We start from the raw sequence: 19,961 nt of genomic DNA, 5'->3' as shown, positions 1-19,961 counted from the left end.
CGGCATTTCCCCTTACTTGCGGCGGCGGCGCGTGGAGTTCACGAGCAGGCCCAGGCCGATCACCATCGCGAGGCCGGCGAGCACCCATCGTGGGTCGAAGGAGAACGCCCCGTCGGTGAGGATGAACGCCGACGCGAACAGCGCCCCGAGCCCGAACAGCAGCCCGATCAGGTCCACCGGGCGCTTGATCTCGTTGTCAGTCACGGGTCACCTTCACATCTCCGACGTTCGCGTGGACGTCCAGTTCGATCTTCAGTCCACCGGGCCCGTCGGCTCCGTCGTTGTTCACTTCCAGCCGCGGGTTGCGCCCCTCGGTCTGCTGTCCGAGGCAGTCGAGCGAGCCGGCCACGTTGGACGAGCAGGTCAGCCGCACGTCCGCGTTCTTCGGCACGTGCACGTTGACCTCACCGACCGCCACCTCGATGGCCGTCTTCACCTCTCCCGAGTTGGGCAGGTCCCGCAGGTCGAGGTTCACCGTGCCGGCGTTGGTCTCGTAGCGGCTCTGCACGTCCGAGATGGCGGCGGGCTTGACGTTGATGTCACCGAACCGCGTATCCCCGTCGAAGTGGACGGTGGTCATCGCGAAACCGATGATCGACAACGGGATCACCAGCGCGATCAGCCCCCGCGACCCGCCGGCGAACGCCCCCGCCACCAGCCCGAGCCCGAGCACGCCCACGATCAGCCCGACGATGTGCTGCGCGGAGAACCAGCCCGACCACGTCCCGGCGATCACCGACCCGGCGACCACGAGCGTCGCTACCCCGACCGCCACCAGCCCGATCCGCGACTTCGGCGGCTTGGGCGCGGGCGGCGGAGGCGGCGGCGAGGGCTCGGGCAGGTCCCACGCGAAGGGCGCGGCACCGAGCGGATCCCACGCGGGTGCACCGGGCGCGGGCGGTACCCGCACCTCCGTGGCCGCGATGGCGGGCTCCAGGTGCCCACGGTTCTTCTGCAGCAGGTAGATCCCCGCCGTGGCGAGCGCGAGCGTCACGAAGACCTCGAAGCCGCCCCCGATCAGGAACCCGACCGACGGCAACACCAACAGTCCCAGGAGCACGGTCAGGCCCGCCGACATCGAGCTGTGCCCCCGGTGGATCAACGCTTCCGCGGGCGACACCTCGTCGCCCTCCTCGGGCAGCCACAACCACCCGAGCACATAGAGGAGGATGCCCGCGCCACCCGTGAGGGCCGCGGCCACGAAGGCGATCCGCACGATCACCGGGTCGATCTGGTACCGCAGCGCGATACCCAAGGCGACTCCGCCGATCTTGCGTCCCTGCTTGGGCCGGATCGGCCGGTGCGCCCAGAACTCTCTCAGCGTCTCTCCGACGTTGGCTGCTCCGACTGTCTCGCTCACGTCATCAAGCTTGGAGGCAGACGGGGTCGCGCACATCAGGGCCCACCCCTGATTCACGAGGTCAGGGTTGGCTGCCGACGCATCCGGCCCGCCAACCAGGGGCATCCCTGATGTCCGAGCAGCACAACCGTGTGACGATCTAACGGTGAGTGCACGCATCGAGCCGATGCGCCGCAGGCGTTCCGGCCGGGTGGTCGCGGGCGTCGCCGGCGGCCTAGCTGATCACCTGGGCGCCCCGGTCTTCTGGGTGCGCGCGGTGTTCGCCCTCCTGACCGCCGTCAGCGGCGCGGGCATCGTCGCCTACGCGCTGCTGTGGATGTTCGTCCAGCAGCGCCCGGCGACCGAACCGGAAGTCGAGACGGACCGGCGGGAGTGGCAGCAGGCCGTCGGTCTCGCGGCACTGGGACTCGGGGTGGCGGTGTTCACCGGGCTGCTGGCCAACGCGGCCAGCGGGTGGATCACCGGCCCGATGGCCGTGGCGCTCGTCGGCGCCGCCGTCGTGTGGCGGGAGGCCGACGAGGCGCAGCGCCGGCGGTGGCGCGACGGTGCGTTGGGCCAGGGCAAGGCGGGAGTCGTGCGGACGGTGTCAGGGGTGGTGCTGGTCGGTATCGGCATCGCCGCGTTCCTGTACAACAACATCAGGCTCGACCAACTGCCCGAGGCGTTGCTGGCGGTCCTGGCGACCCTCATCGGCGTGGCCGTGCTGACCATTCCGCTGTGGATGCGGCTGGTGAGGGACCTGGGCGAGGAGCGCCGGGCCCGCATCCGCACCGAGGAACGCGCGGAGATCGCCGCGCACCTGCACGACAGCGTGCTGCAGACGTTGGCCCTCATCCAGAAGCAGGCCGGCAGCGAGCGGGAGGTCAAACGGCTCGCGAGGAGCCAGGAACGCGAGCTGCGCAGCTGGCTGTACGGCCGCGAGGTCGGGGAGCAGCCGCAGACGATCAGCCTGGCCATCGCGCAGGCGTGCGCCGAGGTCGAGGACGACTTCGCGATCGCCGTGCCGCAGGTGGTCGTGGGCGACTGCGTGCTGGCAGACGGGTTGTACGCGCTCGTGCAGGCCGCGCGGGAGGCGATGGTCAACGCCGCGAAGCACGCCGGGGTGAGCGAGGTCAGCGTGTACGCGGAGGTGGAGCCGGACAAGGTGACCGTCTTCGTGCGCGACCGGGGCAAGGGGTTCGACCCGGACACCGTTCCGGAGGACCGGCATGGCCTCTCCGGCAGCATCCGGGGGAGGATGGACCGGCACGGTGGGGAGGTGCGGTTGCGCACGGCCCTGAACGAAGGGACCGAGGTGCAGCTCGAGATGCCGAGGAAGACGGAGGCCAGGACGTGAGCGTCAGGGTGTTCCTGGTGGACGACCACGCGTTGTTCCGCGCCGGGGTGCGCGCCGAGCTCGACTCGATCACCGACGAGGTCGACGTGGTCGGTGAGGCGGGCAGCGTCGGCGAGGCGGTGGCGGGGATCAACCACCACAAGCCGGACGTCGTGCTGCTCGACGTGCACATGCCGGACGGCGGCGGCGCCGAGGTGCTGCGGCAGATCCGCGCGACGAACCAGGAGGTCGTGTTCCTGGCGCTCAGCGTCAGCGACGCGGCCGAAGACGTCATCAACGTCATCCGCGCGGGCGCGCGCGGGTACGTCACGAAGACGATCTCCAGTCAGGAGCTGGTCAAGGCGGTCGTGCGGGTGAGCGAGGGCGACGCCGTCTTCTCGCCGCGGCTGGCGGGCTTCGTGCTCGACGCGTTCGCCGACCGGCCGGGCGCCGCGCCGATCAGCGATCCCGAGCTGGACCTGCTGACGCCGCGCGAACGCGACGTGCTGCGTCTACTGGCCCGTGGCTACGCGTACAAGGAGATCGCCTCGGAGCTGTTCATCAGCGTCAAGACGGTCGAGACGCACGTCAGCAGCGTCCTGCGCAAGACGCAGCTGTCCAACCGCTACGAGCTGTCCCGCTGGGCCACGGATCGCAGGCTGGTCTGACGTTGATCAAGAAGATCGCCCGCGGCGCCACCGAGGTGCTCGCGCCGTGGGTCTGGGTGCTGACCCTGCCGTTCGCCGTCGCCGCCTCGACCGAGGGTTTCTGGCAGACGCTGCTGTGGGGCTTCGTCGTGGCCATGACCGCCAGCGTCATCCCGATGGCCGTGATCGTGCGCGGCGCCCGGAAGGGGCGCTGGGACGGCCACCACGTGACGAACCGCGAGGGCCGGCTCGTCCCGCTGCTGACCGCCGGTGCGTCCCTCACGGCGGGCATCGTGATCCTGGTGCTCGGCGGTGCACCGCACCAGATGCTCGCGCTCGCCGGCAGCATGTTCGCGTCGCTGCTGGTCAGCATGGCCATCACGTTCGGACTGAAGTGGAAGATCTCGCTGCACGCGGCCGTCGCGTTCGCCGCGGTGGTGACGCTGGCCCTGATCTACGGGCCGTGGCTGCTGCTGGTCGCGCTGCCCGCCGCGTTCGTGGCGTGGTCGCGGGTCGAGCTCGGTGACCACACCACCCCGCAGGTGCTCGCGGGCTCGGTGATGGGCGTGGTCGTGGGCGGCGGCAGCTTCTGGCTGCTCAGCCAACTTTTGTCGAGTTGACGATCTTCATCTGGTTGTCGACGGAGGCGACCTCGACGTCGTAGGTGCCGGCCTCGGTGCCCTTCGGGCTGATCAACTCCAGCGCGACCGTGACCACCCAGTTCGGCCCGTGGCCGCGGACGTTGCCGGTGCTGGTGCACTTCACGTCCGTGTAGTTCTCCCACCGCGCCGTGTACGCGTCCACCGGTTCCCGGCTCTGCCTCGAGAGGTTCTCCCACGCCTTCCCGGGTTCGTCGGGCAGGAGCTTGTAGTGCTCCACGACGAACTGGTCGGCCTCGCTTGGCGTGTAGTACCTCGGCTGATCCGGGAAACCCGCGCCGGAGTTGTGCACCGGCGGGCTGCTCTCCGGCCAGAACACCGCGGCGGCCGTACCGCTGAACGCCAGCAGCGCGACCACGCCGAGGACGAGCACGAGCTTCTTCCGGGGCTTGCGCGCCGACGGAACGGGCAACGGCTGGGAGATCTGGTCGGGAGCCAGCAGCTCGGCGGCCTCCGACGCGGTCGGCCGCGCCGACCTCTCGACCGACAGCAGCCGCATCAAGGTCTCGGTCAACGGACCGGCCTTGACCGGCTGGAGGAGCTGACCGCTGGCGGCGCGGTAGATGAGCCCGAACGGGTTGTCGCTCTGCCCGAACGGCCCGGTGCCCTCGACCGCCGCGAACAACGTCGCGCCCAGCGAGAACACGTCCGAAGCGGTGTCCGGCTGCTCGCCTCGCGCGATCTCCGGCGCCAGGAAGGCAGGTGTTCCGGCGATCGTGCCGGTGTCGGTCATCGTGCCGTCGCCGGTGGCGCGGGAGATGCCGAAGTCGGTGATCTTGACGGTGCCGTCGTGCCCGATGAGCACGTTTCCCGGCTTGATGTCGCGGTGCACGATCCCCGCGTCGTGCGCGGCGGCCAGGGCCGATGCCACGTGGCCACCGATCCGCGCTGCCTCCTCCGGGCTGACCGGACCGTCCTCCGCGATGACCGCGGAGAGGCTTCTGGACGGGAGGTACTCCATGACCAGCCACGACGCGTCGTCGTGAGCCAGCACGTCGAACACGGCGATGGCGTGCGGGTGATGCAGCCGGGCGGCGTTGCGCGCCTCCCTCATCGCCCGATGGTGGTCCGGGGTGACGAGCTGTTTGACCGCGACCTCGCGGCCCAGCACCTCGTCCCGCGCCCGCCAGACCACCCCCATCGCACCGCTGCCGATGCGCTCCAGCAGCGCGTAGCGGCCCCCAACAGGTGTCACACGGTGAGACTAGTCAATGGTCGAGACCAGCTTCTGCAGTTCCCGGTCGAAGTCGATCCACAGATCTTCCTCACCGGGCTGAACCACGTCGTACGTCTGGTCCAGGAACTCGGCCACTTCCTCGGCGACGGCGCTGAGGATCGCGAACCCGGTCGGCGCGTTCAGCTCGACCAGCACCCGCTCCGGGTCGTCGGCCGCGGGCCGCACCAGGATGTCGCCCTCACCGCAGGGCGTCAGCAGTCCGTCGGCCAGCAGGTCGCGGGCGAACATCCACTCGACCCGGCCCTGGCCCGTGTGGAACACCACGGCCACCGCGTACGGGTCCTCCGGGTCGTAGACGAGCTCCGCCTCGACCGGGGCGGGCGCCACGCCGGGAGCCAGCAGATGAAACGTGGTGTTCGCGCGAACCGTCAGGTTTTCGTTGCTCACTGTCACTGTCCTTTCCGCCGTTTCAACCGCTCTCATACGAGGAGACGGCTTAGTCGGCGGATACGGACGCGATTCGTCTTCGAACCATCCTATTGGGGGAGACGGGCGTCTCACTTGTCAGCGTTTTACCAGGTCACGTATCTCGTTTGGTGAGACGTCCGGAGCAGCAGCAACCACCGGCCGGCGCCTGGTGAGCGCTACACCGAGTAGCACCACGAGCATCCCGGCGACCACGCGCAGGTTCAGCTGCTCGTGCAGGAACGCCGCGCCCAGCAGCACGGAGACGACCGGCAGGAGGTAGCCGACGCTGGTCGCCGTCGTGGCGCCCTCGTCCGCGATGACGCGGTAGTTGAGGATGAACGCGATGCCGGTACCGAACACGCCGAGGATCGCGACCGCGACGAACGCCTGCCAGTGCGGCCGGATCGGGTCGAACCCGCCCGCGGGCAGCGCGACCGTCAGCAGGCCCGCCCCGGCGACCAGCTGCATCGCCGACAGCTGCTGCGTGGTGAGCCCGGACTTGCTCATGTATCGGCCGACGTAGGTGTAGGCGATCGCGTACGAGGCCGCGGCGACCAGGCACGCGACCGCGCCCCAGCTGGCCAGGCCCGCCTTCTGCCACGGCGCGAAGATCAGCAGAACGCCGGCGAACCCGAGCACGAGGCCCGTGAGCCGCACGACGTTGCTCCACTTCTCCAGGCCGATCGCCAGGCCGATGAGCAACGCGAACAGCGGCGTTGTGGCGTTGAGCACACCGGACACGCCGGAGTCCACGGTCTTCCCCCCGACGGCGAAGAGCGTGAACGGGACGGCGCAGCCGAAGAACGCCACGACGAGCATGTGCTTCCAGGTCGTCCAGCTGGTCGGCAGGCTCTGGCGCAGGCTGCCGAGCAGCGCGAGCAGCACCCCCGCGCCGAGCACGGTCCTGATGAGCGAGATCTGCACGGGGCTGAACCCCGAGAGCGCGATCTTGATCCACAGGAAGCTGGATCCCCACAGCAGGGCGAGAACGCCCATCCTGATCAGCGTGCCTGGTCTGTTCACAAGGTCCACCCTGCGGGTGGAAACCCGTGAACACAATTTAATTGTTATGCACAACCTTTAAGTAGACTTGTAAGGTCGGGTCATGTTGGACGTGCGGCGCATGCAGGTGCTCAGGGCCGTCGTGACCACGGGTTCCATCACCGCGGCGGCCACGAACCTCGGCTACACCCCGTCGGCGGTCAGCCAGCAGGTCGCCGGACTGGAGAAGCAGGCGGGCCTGCCGTTGCTGGAACGTGTCGGCCGGGGCGTGCGGCCCACCGCCGCGGGCCGGCTGCTCACCGAGCACGCGGCCGCCATCGCCGACCAGCTGTGCCTGGCCGAGACCGCCCTCGCGGACCTGCGCGACGGGCGCACCGGACGGCTGCGCGTCCGCTACTTCGCGACGGCCGGCGCCTCGCTCGTGCCGCCCGCCGTGGCCGCGTTCCAGGCCAGGCAGGGGTGCGTGAAGCTCGACCTCAAGCTCATCGAGCCGCACGACCCGGTGACGGAGCTGGAGGCCGGCCGGGCGGACGTGGCGATCACGGTGATGATGCCGGAGTCGAAGCCGCCCAAGGGAATGAGCGTCGTCCACCTGCTCGCCGACCCGTACTTCGCGGTGCTGCCGCGTGGGCACGAGCTGGCCCGCAAGCGCGTGCTGGACCTCGCTGACCTCGCCGACGAGCCATGGGTGGACTCGATGCTGCCGCCGGGGCCGTGCCGCGACATCGTGCTGAACTTCTGCGCGTCGGCCTGTGTCACGCCGAAGTTCGTCGTGGAGAGCGACGACCTGGCGACCGCACAGGGGTTCGTCGCGGCCGGACTGGGCGTGTCGATCGTGCCCAAGCTGGGGCTCGGCGCGCCGCATCCGGGTGTCGTCGTGCGCAGGCTGCGGCGGCCCGAGCCGGTCCGCAACATCTACGCGATGACGCGCGAGGACACCGTCGACAACCCGGCGGTCCGCGACTTCATCACCGCGCTGCGCGACGCCGCCGTCAGCCGAGCTTCTGCTCCCGCTGCAGGAACAGGTTCTGGCCATCCCATTTGAGCACGATCAGCTTCTTCTCCGAGGTCGAGCTGCCGTCCTTCATCTTGTACTTCAGCTCGACGACCTGGGCGAAGTCCGCGTTCATGGTGATGTTCTCGACTTCGACCTTCTTGACGTTGCTCCAGAAGCCCGAGTAGGTGTCGTAGCCGCCCGCGGCCGACTGGAAGTCGGGCAACAGCTGTCCCCACGCCGCCTGCTGATCGCTCGTCGCCAGCTCGAAGTAGTTCTTGATCATTTCTTCTTGCTGTTCCTGCGACGGCTTCTCGGTGTAGCCGCCCGCCGGGGTGCCGGCCTTCTTCGACGACGACGTCGGCTGCGACCCCGTGCTCTGGGTGACGTCCGGCGTGCTGCCGTTCGCGGTGCTGTTCTTGTCGTCGCCACCGCCGCCCAGCATGCTCGCGATCATGATGCCGACCACGGCCGCCGCCACGATGGCAAGCGCCGTGATCATCGTGGAGCGCTTGCTGCGCTGCGCGGGCCGCGGCGACGAGGACGAGTACTGCGGGGCCGCGGCCGGGCGGTTGCCCATGGGCGGCGGCGTCGGACGCGGCGGCGTGCGCAGGTCGATCCGTGTCGGGTTCGGCATGTGCGCCTGGTGTTGCGGCTGCTGCTGTACCTGCTGGCGAGGCTTGATCTCGCGGGTCGTGTCCGGGACCGGCGCCTGCACCGGCGTACCGCGCCACGACGGCGGGTGGCTCGGCGCGACCACCGCGGGGGTGAACGCGGGCGTCGGCTTGCCGTTCGCCACGGCGGCCAGCGCGTCGCGGGCCTCGGCCATCGTCGGCCGCTCGTCCGGCTCGGCCCGCAGCAGGCGCATGAGCAGCGCGGTCAGCGGGCCGGCGTTGCGCGGCGGCGTGACCTTGCCCGAAGCGACCTGGTGCAGCAGCGCGATGGTGTTCTCGCTGAGCCCGAACGGCGGTGTGCCCTCGACCGCCGCGTACAGCGTGGAACCGAGGGAGAAGACGTCCGACGGCGAGCCGGGGTCGTAGCCCTTGGCGACCTCGGGAGCGAGGTAGGCGGGCGTGCCCGCGAGCATCCCGGTCGCGGTGACCGTGACGTCACCGGTCGCGCGGGAGATGCCGAAGTCGGTGATCTTGACCGTGCCGTCGTCGCCGAGCAACACGTTGCCGGGCTTGATGTCCCGGTGCGTGATGCCCGCGTTGTGCGCGGCGGCCAGCGCGGAGGCGACCTGCATGCCGATCGACGCGACATCCAGCGGCGGCAGCGTGCCGCGCTCGGACAGGACCGTCGAGAGACTCTTGGACGGCAGGTACTCCATCACCAGCCAGGGCGCGCCGTCGTCCTCGGCCACGTCGTAGACCGCGATCGCGTGCGGGTGCTGCAGCCGGGCCGCGATGCGGCCCTCGCGCATGGCCCGTCGCTTCGCCTCGTCGGTGTCCGCCGCTGCGAGGCCGGGCTGCAGGAGCAGCTGCTTGATCGCGATCGTGCGGTGCAGGCGTTCGTCGTGTGCCGTCCAGACGATGCCCATGGCGCCGCTACCGATTCGTTGACCCAATCGGTAGCGACCAGCGACCAAGCGGCCATCGTCGGTCACGGTTGCTCCCAGTCGTGCGGAATCTGGCTCTCTGTTCAACGTCTCGTCACGCTGTCGGGTTCAGTTCACCCCACCGTGCGGGTACCCACCTTACGAGAAACTACGGTCCGGCCGGGGGACCAGTCGTCGTTGTCGTCGTCGACGTCGGCGGCTTGGTCGTTGTGGTCGTCGTGGTCGTAGTCGTTGTGGTGGTTGTCGTTGTGGTGGTCGTAGTCGTCGTTGTCGTGGTCGTCGGCGGCTTGGTCGTCGTCGGCTCGTCAGTGGTGGTCGTCACCTGTGACGTTGGCGCCTCGGTGCTCGTCGGGACCGACGAGCTCGTCTGCACGACCGGCGTGTTGGGGTCCTGCTTCTTGTTGAACACGCCCAGCCCGTACAGCACACCGCCGAGCACCAGCAGGGTCGCGAGGAAGATCGCCGCGAGGACCAGCGCCCGGTTGCTCGAGGGCTGTCCGACCGGCGCGATCGGCTGCGGGGTGCTGCGCGGCGCGGACCGCACGACGCGGGTGCGATCGGGATCGATCACCGCGGTGGGTGCGGGACCCGCGGGCACCGGCAGCCCGGTGAACGACGGCGACTTGCCCATCGCGACCGCGTTGAGCAGGTCGCGGGCCTGCGCCATGGTCGGCCGGTCTTCCGGCTCGTAGTTCAGCAGGTAGAGCAGTGCGTCGGAGAGCGGGTGGTCGACGGTCGGCGGGTTGATCCGGCCGGCGGCGACGGCGTGCAGCACGCCGAGGGTGTTCTCGCTCACGCCGTACGGCGGTTCGCCCTCCATGGCGGCGTACAGCGTGGAGCCGAGCGAGTAGACGTCCGACGCGGGCGTCGGGTCCTGGCCGCGGGCGATCTCCGGCGCGAGGTACGCGGGCGTGCCCGCGATCAGACCGGTCTTGGTGACCGTGATGTCGTCGCTGGCCCGGGAGATGCCGAAGTCGGTGATCTTGACGACGCCGTTGTCGGCGATCAGCACGTTGCCGGGTTTCACGTCCCGGTGGACGATGCCCGCCGCGTGGGCCGCGGCCAGCGCGGCCGCCGCCTGGGCACCGATGGAGGCGACCTCGATCGGGTCCATCGGACCGGCCTCGGACAGCGCGTCGGCCAGGCTGTAGGACGGCAGGTACTCCATGACCAGGCACGGAACGCCGTCCTCCTCGACGACGTCGTAGACCGCGATCGCGTTCGGGTGGTGCAGCTTGGCGGCGATCCGGCCCTCGCGCATCGCGCGCTGGATGGCCTCGTCCTGCTCGGCCTGGTCCAGTCCGGGCTGCAGGAGCAGTTGCTTGATGGCGACCGTGCGGCTGAGGCGTTCGTCCTGCGCGCGCCACACGACGCCCATGGCGCCGGAGCCGATGCGGTCGAGGAAGCGGTAACGGTCCGCGACCAGGCGTCCGTCTTCGGAGGTCGTCACTCGACCACCTCGGTGATGTGCGTGACTGCGGCGGGGGCAGCAGATTTCACGCTGGTGGCTCCTCGTGCGGTGGTCTCGGGCCGATGCCCGAAGAGAGTACCCCTGCGGCCGTCCAGCCCAGAGGCGTCACCGCATCGTAGGCGACCCCGCTACGACGCGGGGGCGAAGAAGTCGAAGTTTCCGAGCGGGTTGAGCACCGGGTCGAGGATGCCCAGGTCCACCTGGATCGGCTTGCCGGGGTCGGGGTTGCCCGGCTTCGACGGCTCCGTGGTCGTGCTGGACGACGTGGGAGGAGGAGGCGGCGGTGTCGTCGTGCTGCTCGGCGGCGTCGTGGTCTCGCTGGACGACGGCGGCGCGGCGGGGGTCGACGTCTCGCTCGAGGTGGGCGGAGTCTGGTTCTGGGTCGGCTGCTGCGCCTGGGTGGGCGTCTGCGTCTGCGTGCCGGGCTGCTGGGCCTGCGTGTACGGCGCGACGCGAGGGGTGGCCTGCTCGGTGGCCTCGGTGCTCTCGGTGCCGGGGGTCTGCTGTTCCTGCGTCTTCGGCAGCTTCACGACGGCCTTGCCGTCGGCCGCGCCGCGCGCCTGGGCGCGCTCGTCGAACCGGACCTCCGCGAGCGGGCGCTCGTCGGGCGAGGACAGCCAGTTGGACGCGGCGAACGCGACGGTGCCGCAGAGCACCACGCCACCGCTGGCGGCGGCGACGAGCTTCGGGACGGAGAAGCCGCCGGTCTCGGAGGCCTCCGCACCACGGCCTTCGCGGCGCAGGAGCTCGGTGATGTGCAGCTCGCGGGCGGGCTGGCCCTTCTTGGCCTTGCCGGAGCTCGACTTCACGGGGGTGAACCGAACAGTGGGCTCGCTCGTGATCTCTTCGGGTGCGACGTCGGTGATCACCGGGATCTCCTGGGTCTCCGCCTCGCGCCGTGCGATCAACTCCGCGACCGACAGCTGCGTGGTGGTCTCACCACTCAACCGCCGTCGATTGTCCTCGTTCGGCACCGCTCGTTCACCCTTCCAGGTTGCGTCTGCGCACTGGCGGGAACATGGATACCGAATCGTGACCCTCGGCGTAACCCCTTCGGGTCAACTTTGTGGATTAAAACACTGTTTCAACGACGAGCGGTCACCGTTCGCCTGCGAACGGTCAGCTGCGTTGGGCCGAAAGGACCTCGGTGCCGATGATCCGGGGAGTGGACGTGTCGGTGAGCCAGAAGAGCTGTTCGAGGCGCAACCAGCTGCCGTCGCGCTCCTGCATCGACACCACCGCGAGCACCGAGCCGTCCTGGCGCAGCACCGTCTGGTCGACGTTGACCGTCTGGATCATGCCCCAGGACCGGACGAACTCCTCCGGGTCCGCGCCGACCAGGTCCGGGGACAGCAGCTTCGTCGCCGAGCCGGGTGCGGTGGTCAGCAGCTCGTAGAACCGGCGCACCACTTCGATCCGCGGCTGTGGTCCGGGTAGGACCAGCGGTGTGGCGATGTCTGTCGGCTGTGTCGTCGCCGGCTCCTTGACCAGCTGCGGAGCGGGCAGGAGCTGGCTCGTCGGGGCCGGCTGCTGCCGGTCGCCGGGCAGCTTCGCCGACAGCACGTCCGGGCGCAGCGCGCTCGCGCCGGACAGCGCGACCGGGCGTTCGGTGTACGGCACGCCGGTGTTCGCCGGGCGGTTGCCCGCGAGGAACGCGGCGGCGGCGATCGAGGAGAAGAGCACGACGGCGCCGGTGGCCAGTCCGAACGCCTTCGCCGCCCGGCCCTTCGGCTTGCGGCGCCTGCGGCCCTCTTCCCGAGGTCCGAGCAGGTCGAGCACGAGTGTCTCGGTGGCCGCTTCGTCGGGGGACGGGATCCGGACCGGCTGCTGCTTGATGAGCTCAGCCACGCTGATCGAGCCGGCGCGGGTGTGCCGCCTGCCGGTCGTCGCGGGACGCTGCACTGCGATGGCCTCCGTACTCTTCGTGGTCACCAGAAGACGTACCGTGGCATCACGCGCCAACGCCAGCTTGTTGGCGGACTTCAGCCATTCGTGGCGGTCAATGGCCGCCCGATCACGCCTGTTGGTGTCGATAGTTACTGTCGGTAGAACGGGCGCTGACCTTTAGCCGCCGCCGGTCAACCTCTCGGCGTTGATCAACGGCAGTTCCGTCAGGGTGAACCGCAGCTCGCGCTTCTCGGTGCTGACGCTGCCGTCCTTCTTCGTCACCTGCAGCAGGCTGACGGTGAGGCCCCGGGACGGGTCGACCGCGATCTCCTTGACCTCGATCAGCGACACGTCCTGCAACCGGCCGTCGAGCAGCGCCTGGGTGTTGGACCGGAACGTGTCCGTGGTCATGGCCATCGCCGTGTCCGCGTTCGTGGCCATCTCGCGGTAGAACTTCTCGGTCCGCTCGACGATCTTGTTCCCGTCGACGACCGGTGTCTGGCTGTTCGGAACCGTCGTGATGACCGGCGCACCGGACGTCGGCTGTGAGGTGGCGCCGCCGGTCCGGGCGGGCGCGCCCGACGTCCCGGTCATCCCGCCGTGCGCCGGGTCCGGTGTGCGGCCGCCCGTGGGCTTCGCCGTGCCGGTCGACGGCCGCGGGTCGTTGTTCATGAGTCCCGTGATGACCGGGACGTCGGATGGGTAGCCGGGCAGGCCGATGCGCTCCACGGGACCGTTCGCGCCGACCAGCTTGGCCGCGGCGACGGCGAGCCCGACGAGCACGCCGGCGGAGGAGAGGACGGCGAACCAGGCCGCGCGCTTCCACGTGCGCGGCGGCGTCACCGACGCGGGCACCAGCCCGATGTTGAACTTGCGCAACCCGTCCGTGTCGGCCAGCGGGTCGACCGGGCGACTCCGCGGCCGCGGGATCTCACGACCACCACCGACGACCGCGCCCGACCCGTCGTCCAGGCGATGTTTGCCCGGCTGTTCGTCCATTCCGAAAGACCCCTCTGCGACCTCCTCAGAGTAGGGCCGTTCGGCGGTGTCGAACCAACCCAAAGGGTGGTTTCAGGACGAGTGACACCCGTAAGTGTGAATCTCAGGGTGCGCTGTTCAGCTTCTTGCGTTCCGTCTGGAGTGCCTGCGTGGCGGCGAGTCCGCTGCCGCCGGCGATCAGCGCGCCGAGGATGTCGGCCGTGGTGCTGTCACCCGTGGTGATCAACAACCCGAGCAGTGCGCCCGCCGTGGTGAGACCCGCGACCATCCAGCGGCCGCGCACGTAGTTCGCGATCGGCGCGCCGGCCGCGCGCTTGTTCTTCGCCGCGGAGCCGAGCATGGCGAGGTATCCGTCGTGCGCCAGCGCGGCGAGCAGCCCGACGATGGCGATGAGTGCCGCGATGAGACCGATGACCATGTCTTCAGTGTGCCCGCGTTTTCCGGATCCGGGCCATCGGTGATCCCCCTGAGATGTAATGGGAATGTGGAGATCTTCTGGCACGACGACTGCCTGGAGCACGACGCGGGTGAGGGCCTCTGGGAGCTCCCCGGCGCGTGGCCGTGGCTGGACGTGCTGGAACCGCATCCGGAGAACGCCGCCCGGCTGCGGACGTTCCGGCACGCCCTCTCACACGGGCCCGTCGCGCCCCATCTGACGTGGCGCTCCGGCCGGCACGCCGCCGTCGACGAGCTGCTGCGCGTGCACTCCGCCGCGTACCTGGAGTCGTTGCAGGTCTCGTCACGCGTGGCGTTGGAGGTCAACACAGTCGCGGGGCCGTCGACGTGGAAGTCGGTGCTGGCCGCGGCGGGGACCGCGCTCGCCGCGTACGAGTCGAGCGCTCCGCTGGCGTACGCACTGGTCCGGCCGCCCGGCCATCACGCGCAGCCGGACATGGCCGACGGGTACTGCTTCGTGAACAACGCCGCGCTCGTCGCGGAGACGGCCCGCCTGGCCGGTCTGCGCGTCGCGGTGCTCGACTGGGACGTGCACCACGGCAACGGCACGCAGGAGATCTTCTTCGCGCAGCCGGACGTGCTGACGGTGTCCGTGCACATGCGGCACGGTCCGTGGGGGCCCAACCACCCGCAGACCGGGTCGCCGTCCGAGGTCGGCGTGTCGAACGTGAACATCGAGCTGTCGCTCGGAGCCGGGGACACGGCGTACCTGCGCGCGCTGGACGAGATCGCGTTGCCCGTGCTGTGTTCCTTCGCGCCGGACCTGCTGGTGTGCGCGTCCGGGTTCGACGGCTCGGCGTTCGACCCGAACGGGCGGCACAACCTGACCGCGGCCGGCTACCGGGAGATCGGCAGGCGCGTAGCCGCGTTCGGCACCCGCGTGGTGCTCACCCAGGAGGGTGGCTACCTGCGCGGATACTCGGCGTTGTGCCTGCATGCCCTGGTCGAGGGGCTGCTCGGGCTCTCGCTGTTGGACGACCCGCTCGCCTATGTGCCGGACGACTCGCAGCTTGTCGACCGCGATCTCGGCCTGGTGCGGGCCGCGGTGGGCCCGCACTGGCCAGGCGTCCTCTAACGGCCCAGCGGGCCGCGGCCCATCTTGAGCAGGATCAACGCGAGGTCCTTGCCCTCGGGGCCGAGTGGCTTGTACCGGTTCAGCACGTCGATCTCGCGGTTGTGCACGATCTTCGTGCCGCCGTTGGCGATCCGGGTCGCTCCGATGATCTGGGAGACCTCGACTCTGCGCTGGACGAGCCGCAGGATCTCGGCGTCCAGGTGGTCGATCTCCTGGCGCAGTTCATCGATGTCAGGCGCGGTGGTGCTCATGGTGAACCTCTCGACTCTTCGAGTCCTGGCCCGGCAGCGACGAAGCCCCGGGGTCCGAGGACTCCGGGGCTTCGTGGTGGCTTGTCAGCGCTACGCGACCACGGGAGCCGGAGTCCGGATCCCGTAGTAAAACTCGAACGAGTTAGCGCGCACGGGCCCAAGTGTGCCATACGATCACCCGTTGGTGGGGGCAACCTGCAGCCAACTGGAGACACATCGTGAGAACCACGAGCGCCGTCCTGGTGTCAGCCGCCCTCTTAGCGGCCGGCTTCGTGCCAACGGCGAGTGCGGCGGACGAGACGCCACCGGTCTCGATCCAACTCACCCCCGGCAAGGGGATGTGGGAGAACAGCTATTCGGGCTGGTGGGAGGCCCGGAGCATCTCGTCTTTCACCGCCCGGTTCACGGACACCGGCAGCGACAACCTGCGCGGCCTGACCGTCTTCATCTCGGTCCCAGGCGAGTACGAGTTGTACAGCTACTCAGGTGACCGCTGGGACTGCTGGGACACCGAGGGTGGTTACGACTGTCACATCGACGACCTCGTCGTGCCCGGCGAGGCGTGGCCCGAGCTGACCGTCACGGGCTACGTGCGCGACCACATGAACCAGCCCGACTCGATCGACGTCTACGCGACCACCGGCGCCTACGGCTGGGCGCACGCGGGCTTCCCGTTCAAGACGAATACCAGTACGTGATGTAGATCACAGCTCGGGACGCAACGCCTTTCCAGGTGAGGCGTCTTGAGCTGTGGGTCATCATTGACTGGGGGTTCTACCAATGTTCAGGGCAATAACCGCGGTATTGGCCGCGGCAACTTTTGCTGCCGGCTGCTCGTCCGGATCCAGCGCCGACGTGCCGGCGCCGGTGGACATTCAGATGACACCCAGCAGTGGTGTCCGGGTAAGTGAGTCCAACGGCGACACCCACTGGTCCGCTCACGGTGCTTTCGATTTCACCGTGCGGGTTACCGACAAGGACGACGAGAACGCGCACGGGCTCACCGTGTTCGTGTCGCTCCCGCACGGCAACGAGGTGACCGGGTCCGGGGGTGACCACTGGACCTGCAAGGACGTCGACGGTGGCATCGACTGTCACATCGACGACATGGTGGTGCCGGGCGAGGCCTGGCCGGTGCTGAACGTTTCCGTGCGGCCGGAGCGCTACTCCGCCAACGAAACGATCGACGTGCATGCCAAGACCGGAGGCTTCGGCGCCGCGCATGAAGGTGTGCACTACCACTTGGATACGGGTATTTAGTTTTCTGGGGGATTTGGAAATGTTCAAAGCAATGACTGCTGTCCTGGTCGCCGGCGCTTTCGCCGTTGCTGTGGCGCCCACCGCGTCGGCAGCCGAGACCGCGCCGATCGATATCCGGATGACCAAGGGCGACGGCGTCTACGGCAGCGAGTACCACTGGCAGAGCCGCGGCACCTTCGACTTCACCGTCACGCTCACCGACACCGGCGCGGGAAACCTGTACGGAACGACGGTTTTCGTCTCGGTCCCCGAAGGTGCAGATGTGACCGGCTGGGCCGGTGAGCGCTGGGACTGCGAGCACACCGGCGGTGGCATCGACTGCACCAACCCCGATCTTGTCGTCCCCGGCGAAGCATGGCCGGAGCTGACTGTGCAGCTGCGCCCCACCGAGTACTTCCCCGATGAGACGCTCGATGTGTACGCCACGAGCGGCGGCTACGGGGCGGCGCACGAGGGCGTGGCCTACTACTACGACACCAGTCTCTGATTCTCTGGGGGGAGAAATGATCAAGTCGCTCGTGGCGACCTCTGTCGCTGTCCTGGCGGTCATCGGTTCGGCTTCGGTGGCGCACGCCGACGAGAGTGAGCCGGCGCCCATCTCGATCGATCTGGTGCGTGGGGACAACATCGTCTACGAGCGTCGGCCCGACACGTGGGCGGCGCACGGCGACTTCAGCTTCTTCGTGCGGCTCGCCGACGCCGGCTCGGAGAACCTGGACGAGGCGACCGTCTTCGTCTCGCTGCCGCCCGAGGTCGAGGTGACCGGTTTCGCCGGTGACCGCTGGGAATGCGAGGACACCGAAGGTGGAATCGACTGCTACAACCCGGATCTCGTGGTGCCGGGCGAGGAGTGGCCGCAGCTGACCGTGTTCGGCTCCGTGCGTGAGGCGAACGGGCGGATCGACTCGCTCGACGTGTACGCGAAAACCGGTGAGTACGGCGCCGCGCACAAGGGGCAGTGGTTCCGCACCATCAACGTCGGCTGACGCGCCGTGGCCGGGCGGCACCGGACTGTCGGTGCCGCCCGGTAACGTGGACCCACGATGAGCGCCTTGTTCGACTTGCCCGCAAGTCCTGCCGCCCCTTCCCGGTCCGAGCACCTGCTCGCCGACCTGAACCCGGCCCAGCGCCGCGCCGTCGAGCACGCCGGTTCGCCGCTGCTCGTCGTCGCCGGTGCCGGTTCGGGCAAAACCCGTGTGCTCACGAGGCGAATCGCTTACCTGCTCGCGGAGCGGCACGTGCATCCCGGCCAGATCATGGCCATCACGTTCACCAACAAGGCCGCGGCGGAGATGAAGGAACGCGTCTCTGACATGGTCGGTGGCCGCGCCCGCGCGATGTGGGTGTCGACGTTCCACTCGATGTGCGTGCGGGTGCTGCGCCGGGAGGCGAAAACCCTTGGCATGTCGTCGAACTTCTCGGTGTACGACGCGGACGACACGCGCCGGCTCATCACGTTGGTGGCGCGCGATCTCGACCTCGACCCGAAGCGGTACGCCGCGCGGATGCTCGCGGTGCACATCTCGAACCTGAAGAACGAGCTCGTCTCCGCGGAGGACGCGGCCGCTGCCGCGACGAACGACCTTGAGCGTCGCGTCGCCGAGGTCTATGCCGTGTACCAGCGGCGGCTCACCGAGTCGAACTCGATGGACTTCGACGACCTGATCATGAAGACGGTCGAGCTGCTGCAGCGGTTCCCGGACGTCGCGGAGCACTACCGCCGCCGGTTCCGGCACGTGCTCGTCGACGAGTACCAGGACACGAACCATGCCCAGTACACGCTGGTTCGTGAGCTCGTCGGTGTTTCCGGCGGCGAGATCCCGCCGGCCGAGCTGTGCGTCGTCGGCGACGCGGACCAGTCGATCTACGCGTTCCGCGGCGCGACGATCCGCAACATCGTCGAGTTCGAGCGCGACTACCCGCAGGCGACGACGATCCTGCTGGAGCAGAACTACCGCTCGACGCAGAACATCCTGACGGCCGCGAACGCCGTCATCTCGCGCAACCCGAACCGGCGCGACAAGCGGCTGTGGAGTGATCTCGGCGAGGGCGACAAGATCGTCGGTTACGTCGCGGACAACGAGCACGACGAGGCGTCGTTCGTCGCCCGCGAGATCGACAGCCTGATCGACGGCGGCGAGTTCAACAACAACGAGATCGCCGTCTTCTACCGCACCAACAACCAGTCCCGCGTGTTCGAGGAGATCTTCATCCGCCTCGGCCTGCCGTACCGGGTCGTCGGCGGCGTGCGCTTCTACGAGCGCCGCGAGGTGCGCGACGCGCTGGCGTACCTGCGCGTGCTCGCGAACCCCGAGGACACGGTTTCCTTGCGCCGCATCCTGAACGTGCCGCGGCGTGGCATCGGCGACCGCGCGGAGGCGTGCGTCTCGGCCTACGCCGACCGCGAACGCATCAGCTTCGCCGCCGCGCTCCGCGAAGCCGTGGTCGACCGCGTCCCGATGCTGAACCCCCGTTCCCGCAACGCGATCGCGGGTTTCGTCGAACTGCTCGACTCGCTGCGGGAAGTGGTGGCGCGCGGCGACGACGTGGCCGACATCCTCGAGGCCGTCCTGGACCGCACCGGTTACCGCGCCGAGCTGGAGGCGAGCGACGACCCGCAGGACCACACGCGCATCGAGAACCTCAACGAGCTGGTCACGGTCGCCCGTGAGTTCACCGAACTGCCCGCCGCTGCCGCGCCCGAAGAAGGCGACGTGGTGCTGGAGGGCTCCCTGGAGTCCTTCCTGGAGCGCGTGTCCCTCGTGGCGGACGCCGACCAGATCCCGGACGCGGACTCCGACGGCGTCGTCACGCTGATGACCCTGCACACCGCCAAAGGCCTCGAGTACCCGGTCGTGTTCTGCACCGGCTGGGAGGACGGCGTCTTCCCGCACATGCGTGCCCTCGGCGACCCGCAGGAGCTGGCCGAGGAACGCCGGCTCGCGTATGTCGGCATCACACGCGCCCAGCGGCGCCTGTACCTCTCGCGCGCCCTCGTGCGCTCGGCGTGGGGCCAGCCGTCCGCGAACCCGGCGTCCCGCTTCCTGGGCGAGATCCCGGCCGATCTACTCGACTGGCGTCGCGTCGAGCCCACCCGCTCCGCCCCCACCACGGCCACGACGTGGCGACGCGGTCCCGCCTCCTCCGGCGGCCTGGGCTCGCGTCCCGCGCCGTCGCGTGGGTGGCAGGACACGCCCGCGATGAAGCTCGAGGTGGGCGACCGCGTCACGCACGACAAGTACGGCCTCGGAACCGTGGTGGCGGTGGACGGCGCCGGCCCGCGCGCGACCGCGACCATCGACTTCGGGTCGGCCGGCACCGTCCGCCTGATGCTCATCGGCGGCGTCCCCATGACGAAGCTCTAAGCACTCGTAGCGCGTTA

General features: G+C 69.3%; 21 protein-coding genes and 1 pseudogene. 10 read left to right on the top strand and 12 right to left on the bottom strand.

Annotated elements, in window-relative coordinates; translation table 11 throughout:
- Positions 1–12 precede the first annotated feature (12 nt).
- Both QSK35_RS12830 and QSK35_RS12825 read right to left on the bottom strand, forming a co-directional pair.
- Positions 13–204 carry a hypothetical protein gene (locus tag QSK35_RS12830; RefSeq protein WP_285745596.1) on the bottom strand — a complete coding sequence of 64 codons (192 nt, stop codon included), beginning with the start codon at positions 202–204 and terminating at the stop codon, positions 13–15.
- Positions 197–1,360, bottom strand: coding sequence for a PspC domain-containing protein (locus QSK35_RS12825; protein ID WP_285745595.1), 1,164 nt, complete (start codon positions 1,358–1,360; stop codon positions 197–199). The genes QSK35_RS12830 and QSK35_RS12825 overlap by 8 nt, the downstream gene beginning before the upstream one ends.
- Before the next feature lie 166 nt (positions 1,361–1,526).
- Between QSK35_RS12825 and QSK35_RS12820 the strand changes: the two genes are divergently transcribed.
- From QSK35_RS12820 to QSK35_RS12810, 3 genes are read left to right on the top strand one after another with little or no spacing between them, the layout of a single operon-like run.
- Positions 1,527–2,696, top strand: coding sequence for an ATP-binding protein (locus tag QSK35_RS12820; protein WP_352243848.1), 1,170 nt, complete (start codon positions 1,527–1,529; stop codon positions 2,694–2,696).
- Positions 2,693–3,343 carry a response regulator gene (locus QSK35_RS12815; protein WP_285745593.1) on the top strand — a complete coding sequence of 217 codons (651 nt, stop codon included), beginning with the start codon at positions 2,693–2,695 and terminating at the stop codon, positions 3,341–3,343. The genes QSK35_RS12820 and QSK35_RS12815 overlap by 4 nt, the downstream gene beginning before the upstream one ends.
- A 2-nt stretch (positions 3,344–3,345) precedes the next feature.
- Positions 3,346–3,942, top strand: coding sequence for a hypothetical protein (locus QSK35_RS12810; RefSeq protein ID WP_352243755.1), 597 nt, complete (start codon positions 3,346–3,348; stop codon positions 3,940–3,942).
- Here QSK35_RS12810 and QSK35_RS12805 read toward each other — a convergent pair.
- The 3 genes from QSK35_RS12805 to QSK35_RS12795 all read right to left on the bottom strand — a co-directional run bounded on the left by QSK35_RS12805 (position 3,920) and on the right by QSK35_RS12795 (position 6,622).
- The gene (locus tag QSK35_RS12805) at positions 3,920–5,176 is read right to left on the bottom strand and encodes a serine/threonine-protein kinase (RefSeq protein ID WP_285745591.1); all 1,257 of its coding nucleotides are present in this window, start codon (positions 5,174–5,176) and stop codon (positions 3,920–3,922) included. The genes QSK35_RS12810 and QSK35_RS12805 overlap by 23 nt on opposite strands.
- A 9-nt stretch (positions 5,177–5,185) precedes the next feature.
- On the bottom strand, positions 5,186–5,605 hold the full coding sequence (locus QSK35_RS12800) for an SsgA family sporulation/cell division regulator (protein ID WP_285745589.1): 420 nt from the start codon (positions 5,603–5,605) through the stop codon (positions 5,186–5,188).
- A 117-nt stretch (positions 5,606–5,722) separates the two neighbouring features.
- The gene (locus tag QSK35_RS12795; RefSeq protein WP_285745587.1) at positions 5,723–6,622 is read right to left on the bottom strand and encodes a DMT family transporter; all 900 of its coding nucleotides are present in this window, start codon (positions 6,620–6,622) and stop codon (positions 5,723–5,725) included.
- Between the two features lie 109 nt (positions 6,623–6,731).
- On the opposite strand from QSK35_RS12795, the gene QSK35_RS12790 reads away from it, so the two are divergent.
- Positions 6,732–7,673 carry a LysR family transcriptional regulator gene (locus QSK35_RS12790; RefSeq protein ID WP_285745585.1) on the top strand — a complete coding sequence of 314 codons (942 nt, stop codon included), beginning with the start codon at positions 6,732–6,734 and terminating at the stop codon, positions 7,671–7,673.
- Here QSK35_RS12790 and QSK35_RS12785 read toward each other — a convergent pair.
- The 6 genes from QSK35_RS12785 to QSK35_RS12760 form a co-directional block, all read right to left on the bottom strand.
- A complete protein-coding gene (locus QSK35_RS12785) occupies positions 7,621–9,162 on the bottom strand; it encodes a serine/threonine-protein kinase (RefSeq protein ID WP_502881647.1) in 1,542 nt (513 codons plus the stop codon). The genes QSK35_RS12790 and QSK35_RS12785 overlap by 53 nt on opposite strands.
- 166 nt (positions 9,163–9,328) lie before the next feature.
- Positions 9,329–10,630 (bottom strand): serine/threonine-protein kinase, encoded by a 1,302-nt coding sequence (locus tag QSK35_RS12780; RefSeq protein WP_285745582.1) that lies wholly within the window; start codon positions 10,628–10,630, stop codon positions 9,329–9,331.
- Positions 10,631–10,779: 149 nt separating this feature from the next.
- Complete coding sequence (locus tag QSK35_RS12775; RefSeq protein ID WP_285745580.1) at positions 10,780–11,625, bottom strand: hypothetical protein; 846 nt, start codon at positions 11,623–11,625, stop codon at positions 10,780–10,782.
- Positions 11,626–11,770: 145 nt separating this feature from the next.
- Positions 11,771–12,583, bottom strand: coding sequence for a hypothetical protein (locus QSK35_RS12770; protein ID WP_285745578.1), 813 nt, complete (start codon positions 12,581–12,583; stop codon positions 11,771–11,773).
- A gap of 132 nt (positions 12,584–12,715) precedes the next feature.
- A complete protein-coding gene (locus QSK35_RS12765; RefSeq protein ID WP_285745576.1) occupies positions 12,716–13,537 on the bottom strand; it encodes a hypothetical protein in 822 nt (273 codons plus the stop codon).
- Positions 13,538–13,640: 103 nt separating this feature from the next.
- A complete protein-coding gene (locus tag QSK35_RS12760; RefSeq protein ID WP_285745573.1) occupies positions 13,641–13,955 on the bottom strand; it encodes a hypothetical protein in 315 nt (104 codons plus the stop codon).
- Between the two features lie 66 nt (positions 13,956–14,021).
- Here QSK35_RS12760 and QSK35_RS12755 point away from each other — a divergent pair, with 66 nt between their 5' ends.
- Positions 14,022–15,068: an arginase family protein gene (locus QSK35_RS12755; RefSeq protein WP_285745571.1), complete on the top strand. Its 1,047-nt coding sequence runs from the start codon at positions 14,022–14,024 to the stop codon at positions 15,066–15,068.
- Here the strand turns inward: QSK35_RS12755 and QSK35_RS12750 are convergent.
- Positions 15,065–15,328, bottom strand: a pseudogene (locus tag QSK35_RS12750) (chorismate mutase); the annotation flags it as partial. The gene QSK35_RS12755 and the pseudogene QSK35_RS12750 overlap by 4 nt on opposite strands.
- Before the next feature lie 209 nt (positions 15,329–15,537).
- Between QSK35_RS12750 and QSK35_RS12745 the strand changes: the two are divergent.
- The 5 genes from QSK35_RS12745 (at position 15,538) to pcrA (ending at position 19,944) form a co-directional block, all read left to right on the top strand.
- The gene (locus QSK35_RS12745) at positions 15,538–16,017 is read left to right on the top strand and encodes a hypothetical protein (protein WP_285745569.1); all 480 of its coding nucleotides are present in this window, start codon (positions 15,538–15,540) and stop codon (positions 16,015–16,017) included.
- A gap of 106 nt (positions 16,018–16,123) precedes the next feature.
- Positions 16,124–16,579 carry a hypothetical protein gene (locus tag QSK35_RS12740; protein WP_285745567.1) on the top strand — a complete coding sequence of 152 codons (456 nt, stop codon included), beginning with the start codon at positions 16,124–16,126 and terminating at the stop codon, positions 16,577–16,579.
- A 31-nt stretch (positions 16,580–16,610) separates the two neighbouring features.
- The gene (locus tag QSK35_RS12735) at positions 16,611–17,066 is read left to right on the top strand and encodes a hypothetical protein (protein WP_285745565.1); all 456 of its coding nucleotides are present in this window, start codon (positions 16,611–16,613) and stop codon (positions 17,064–17,066) included.
- 16 nt (positions 17,067–17,082) lie between these two features.
- A complete protein-coding gene (locus tag QSK35_RS12730) occupies positions 17,083–17,565 on the top strand; it encodes a hypothetical protein (protein ID WP_285745563.1) in 483 nt (160 codons plus the stop codon).
- 57 nt (positions 17,566–17,622) lie between these two features.
- Positions 17,623–19,944: a DNA helicase PcrA gene (gene pcrA, locus QSK35_RS12725; RefSeq protein ID WP_285745561.1), complete on the top strand. Its 2,322-nt coding sequence runs from the start codon at positions 17,623–17,625 to the stop codon at positions 19,942–19,944.
- The last annotated feature ends 17 nt before the right edge of the window (positions 19,945–19,961 follow it).

The sequence above is a fragment of the Lentzea sp. NBRC 105346 genome (genome assembly GCF_030269605.1).
Taxonomy (GTDB): domain Bacteria; phylum Actinomycetota; class Actinomycetes; order Mycobacteriales; family Pseudonocardiaceae; genus Lentzea.
This window is presented reverse-complemented; position numbering and strand designations above follow the sequence as displayed.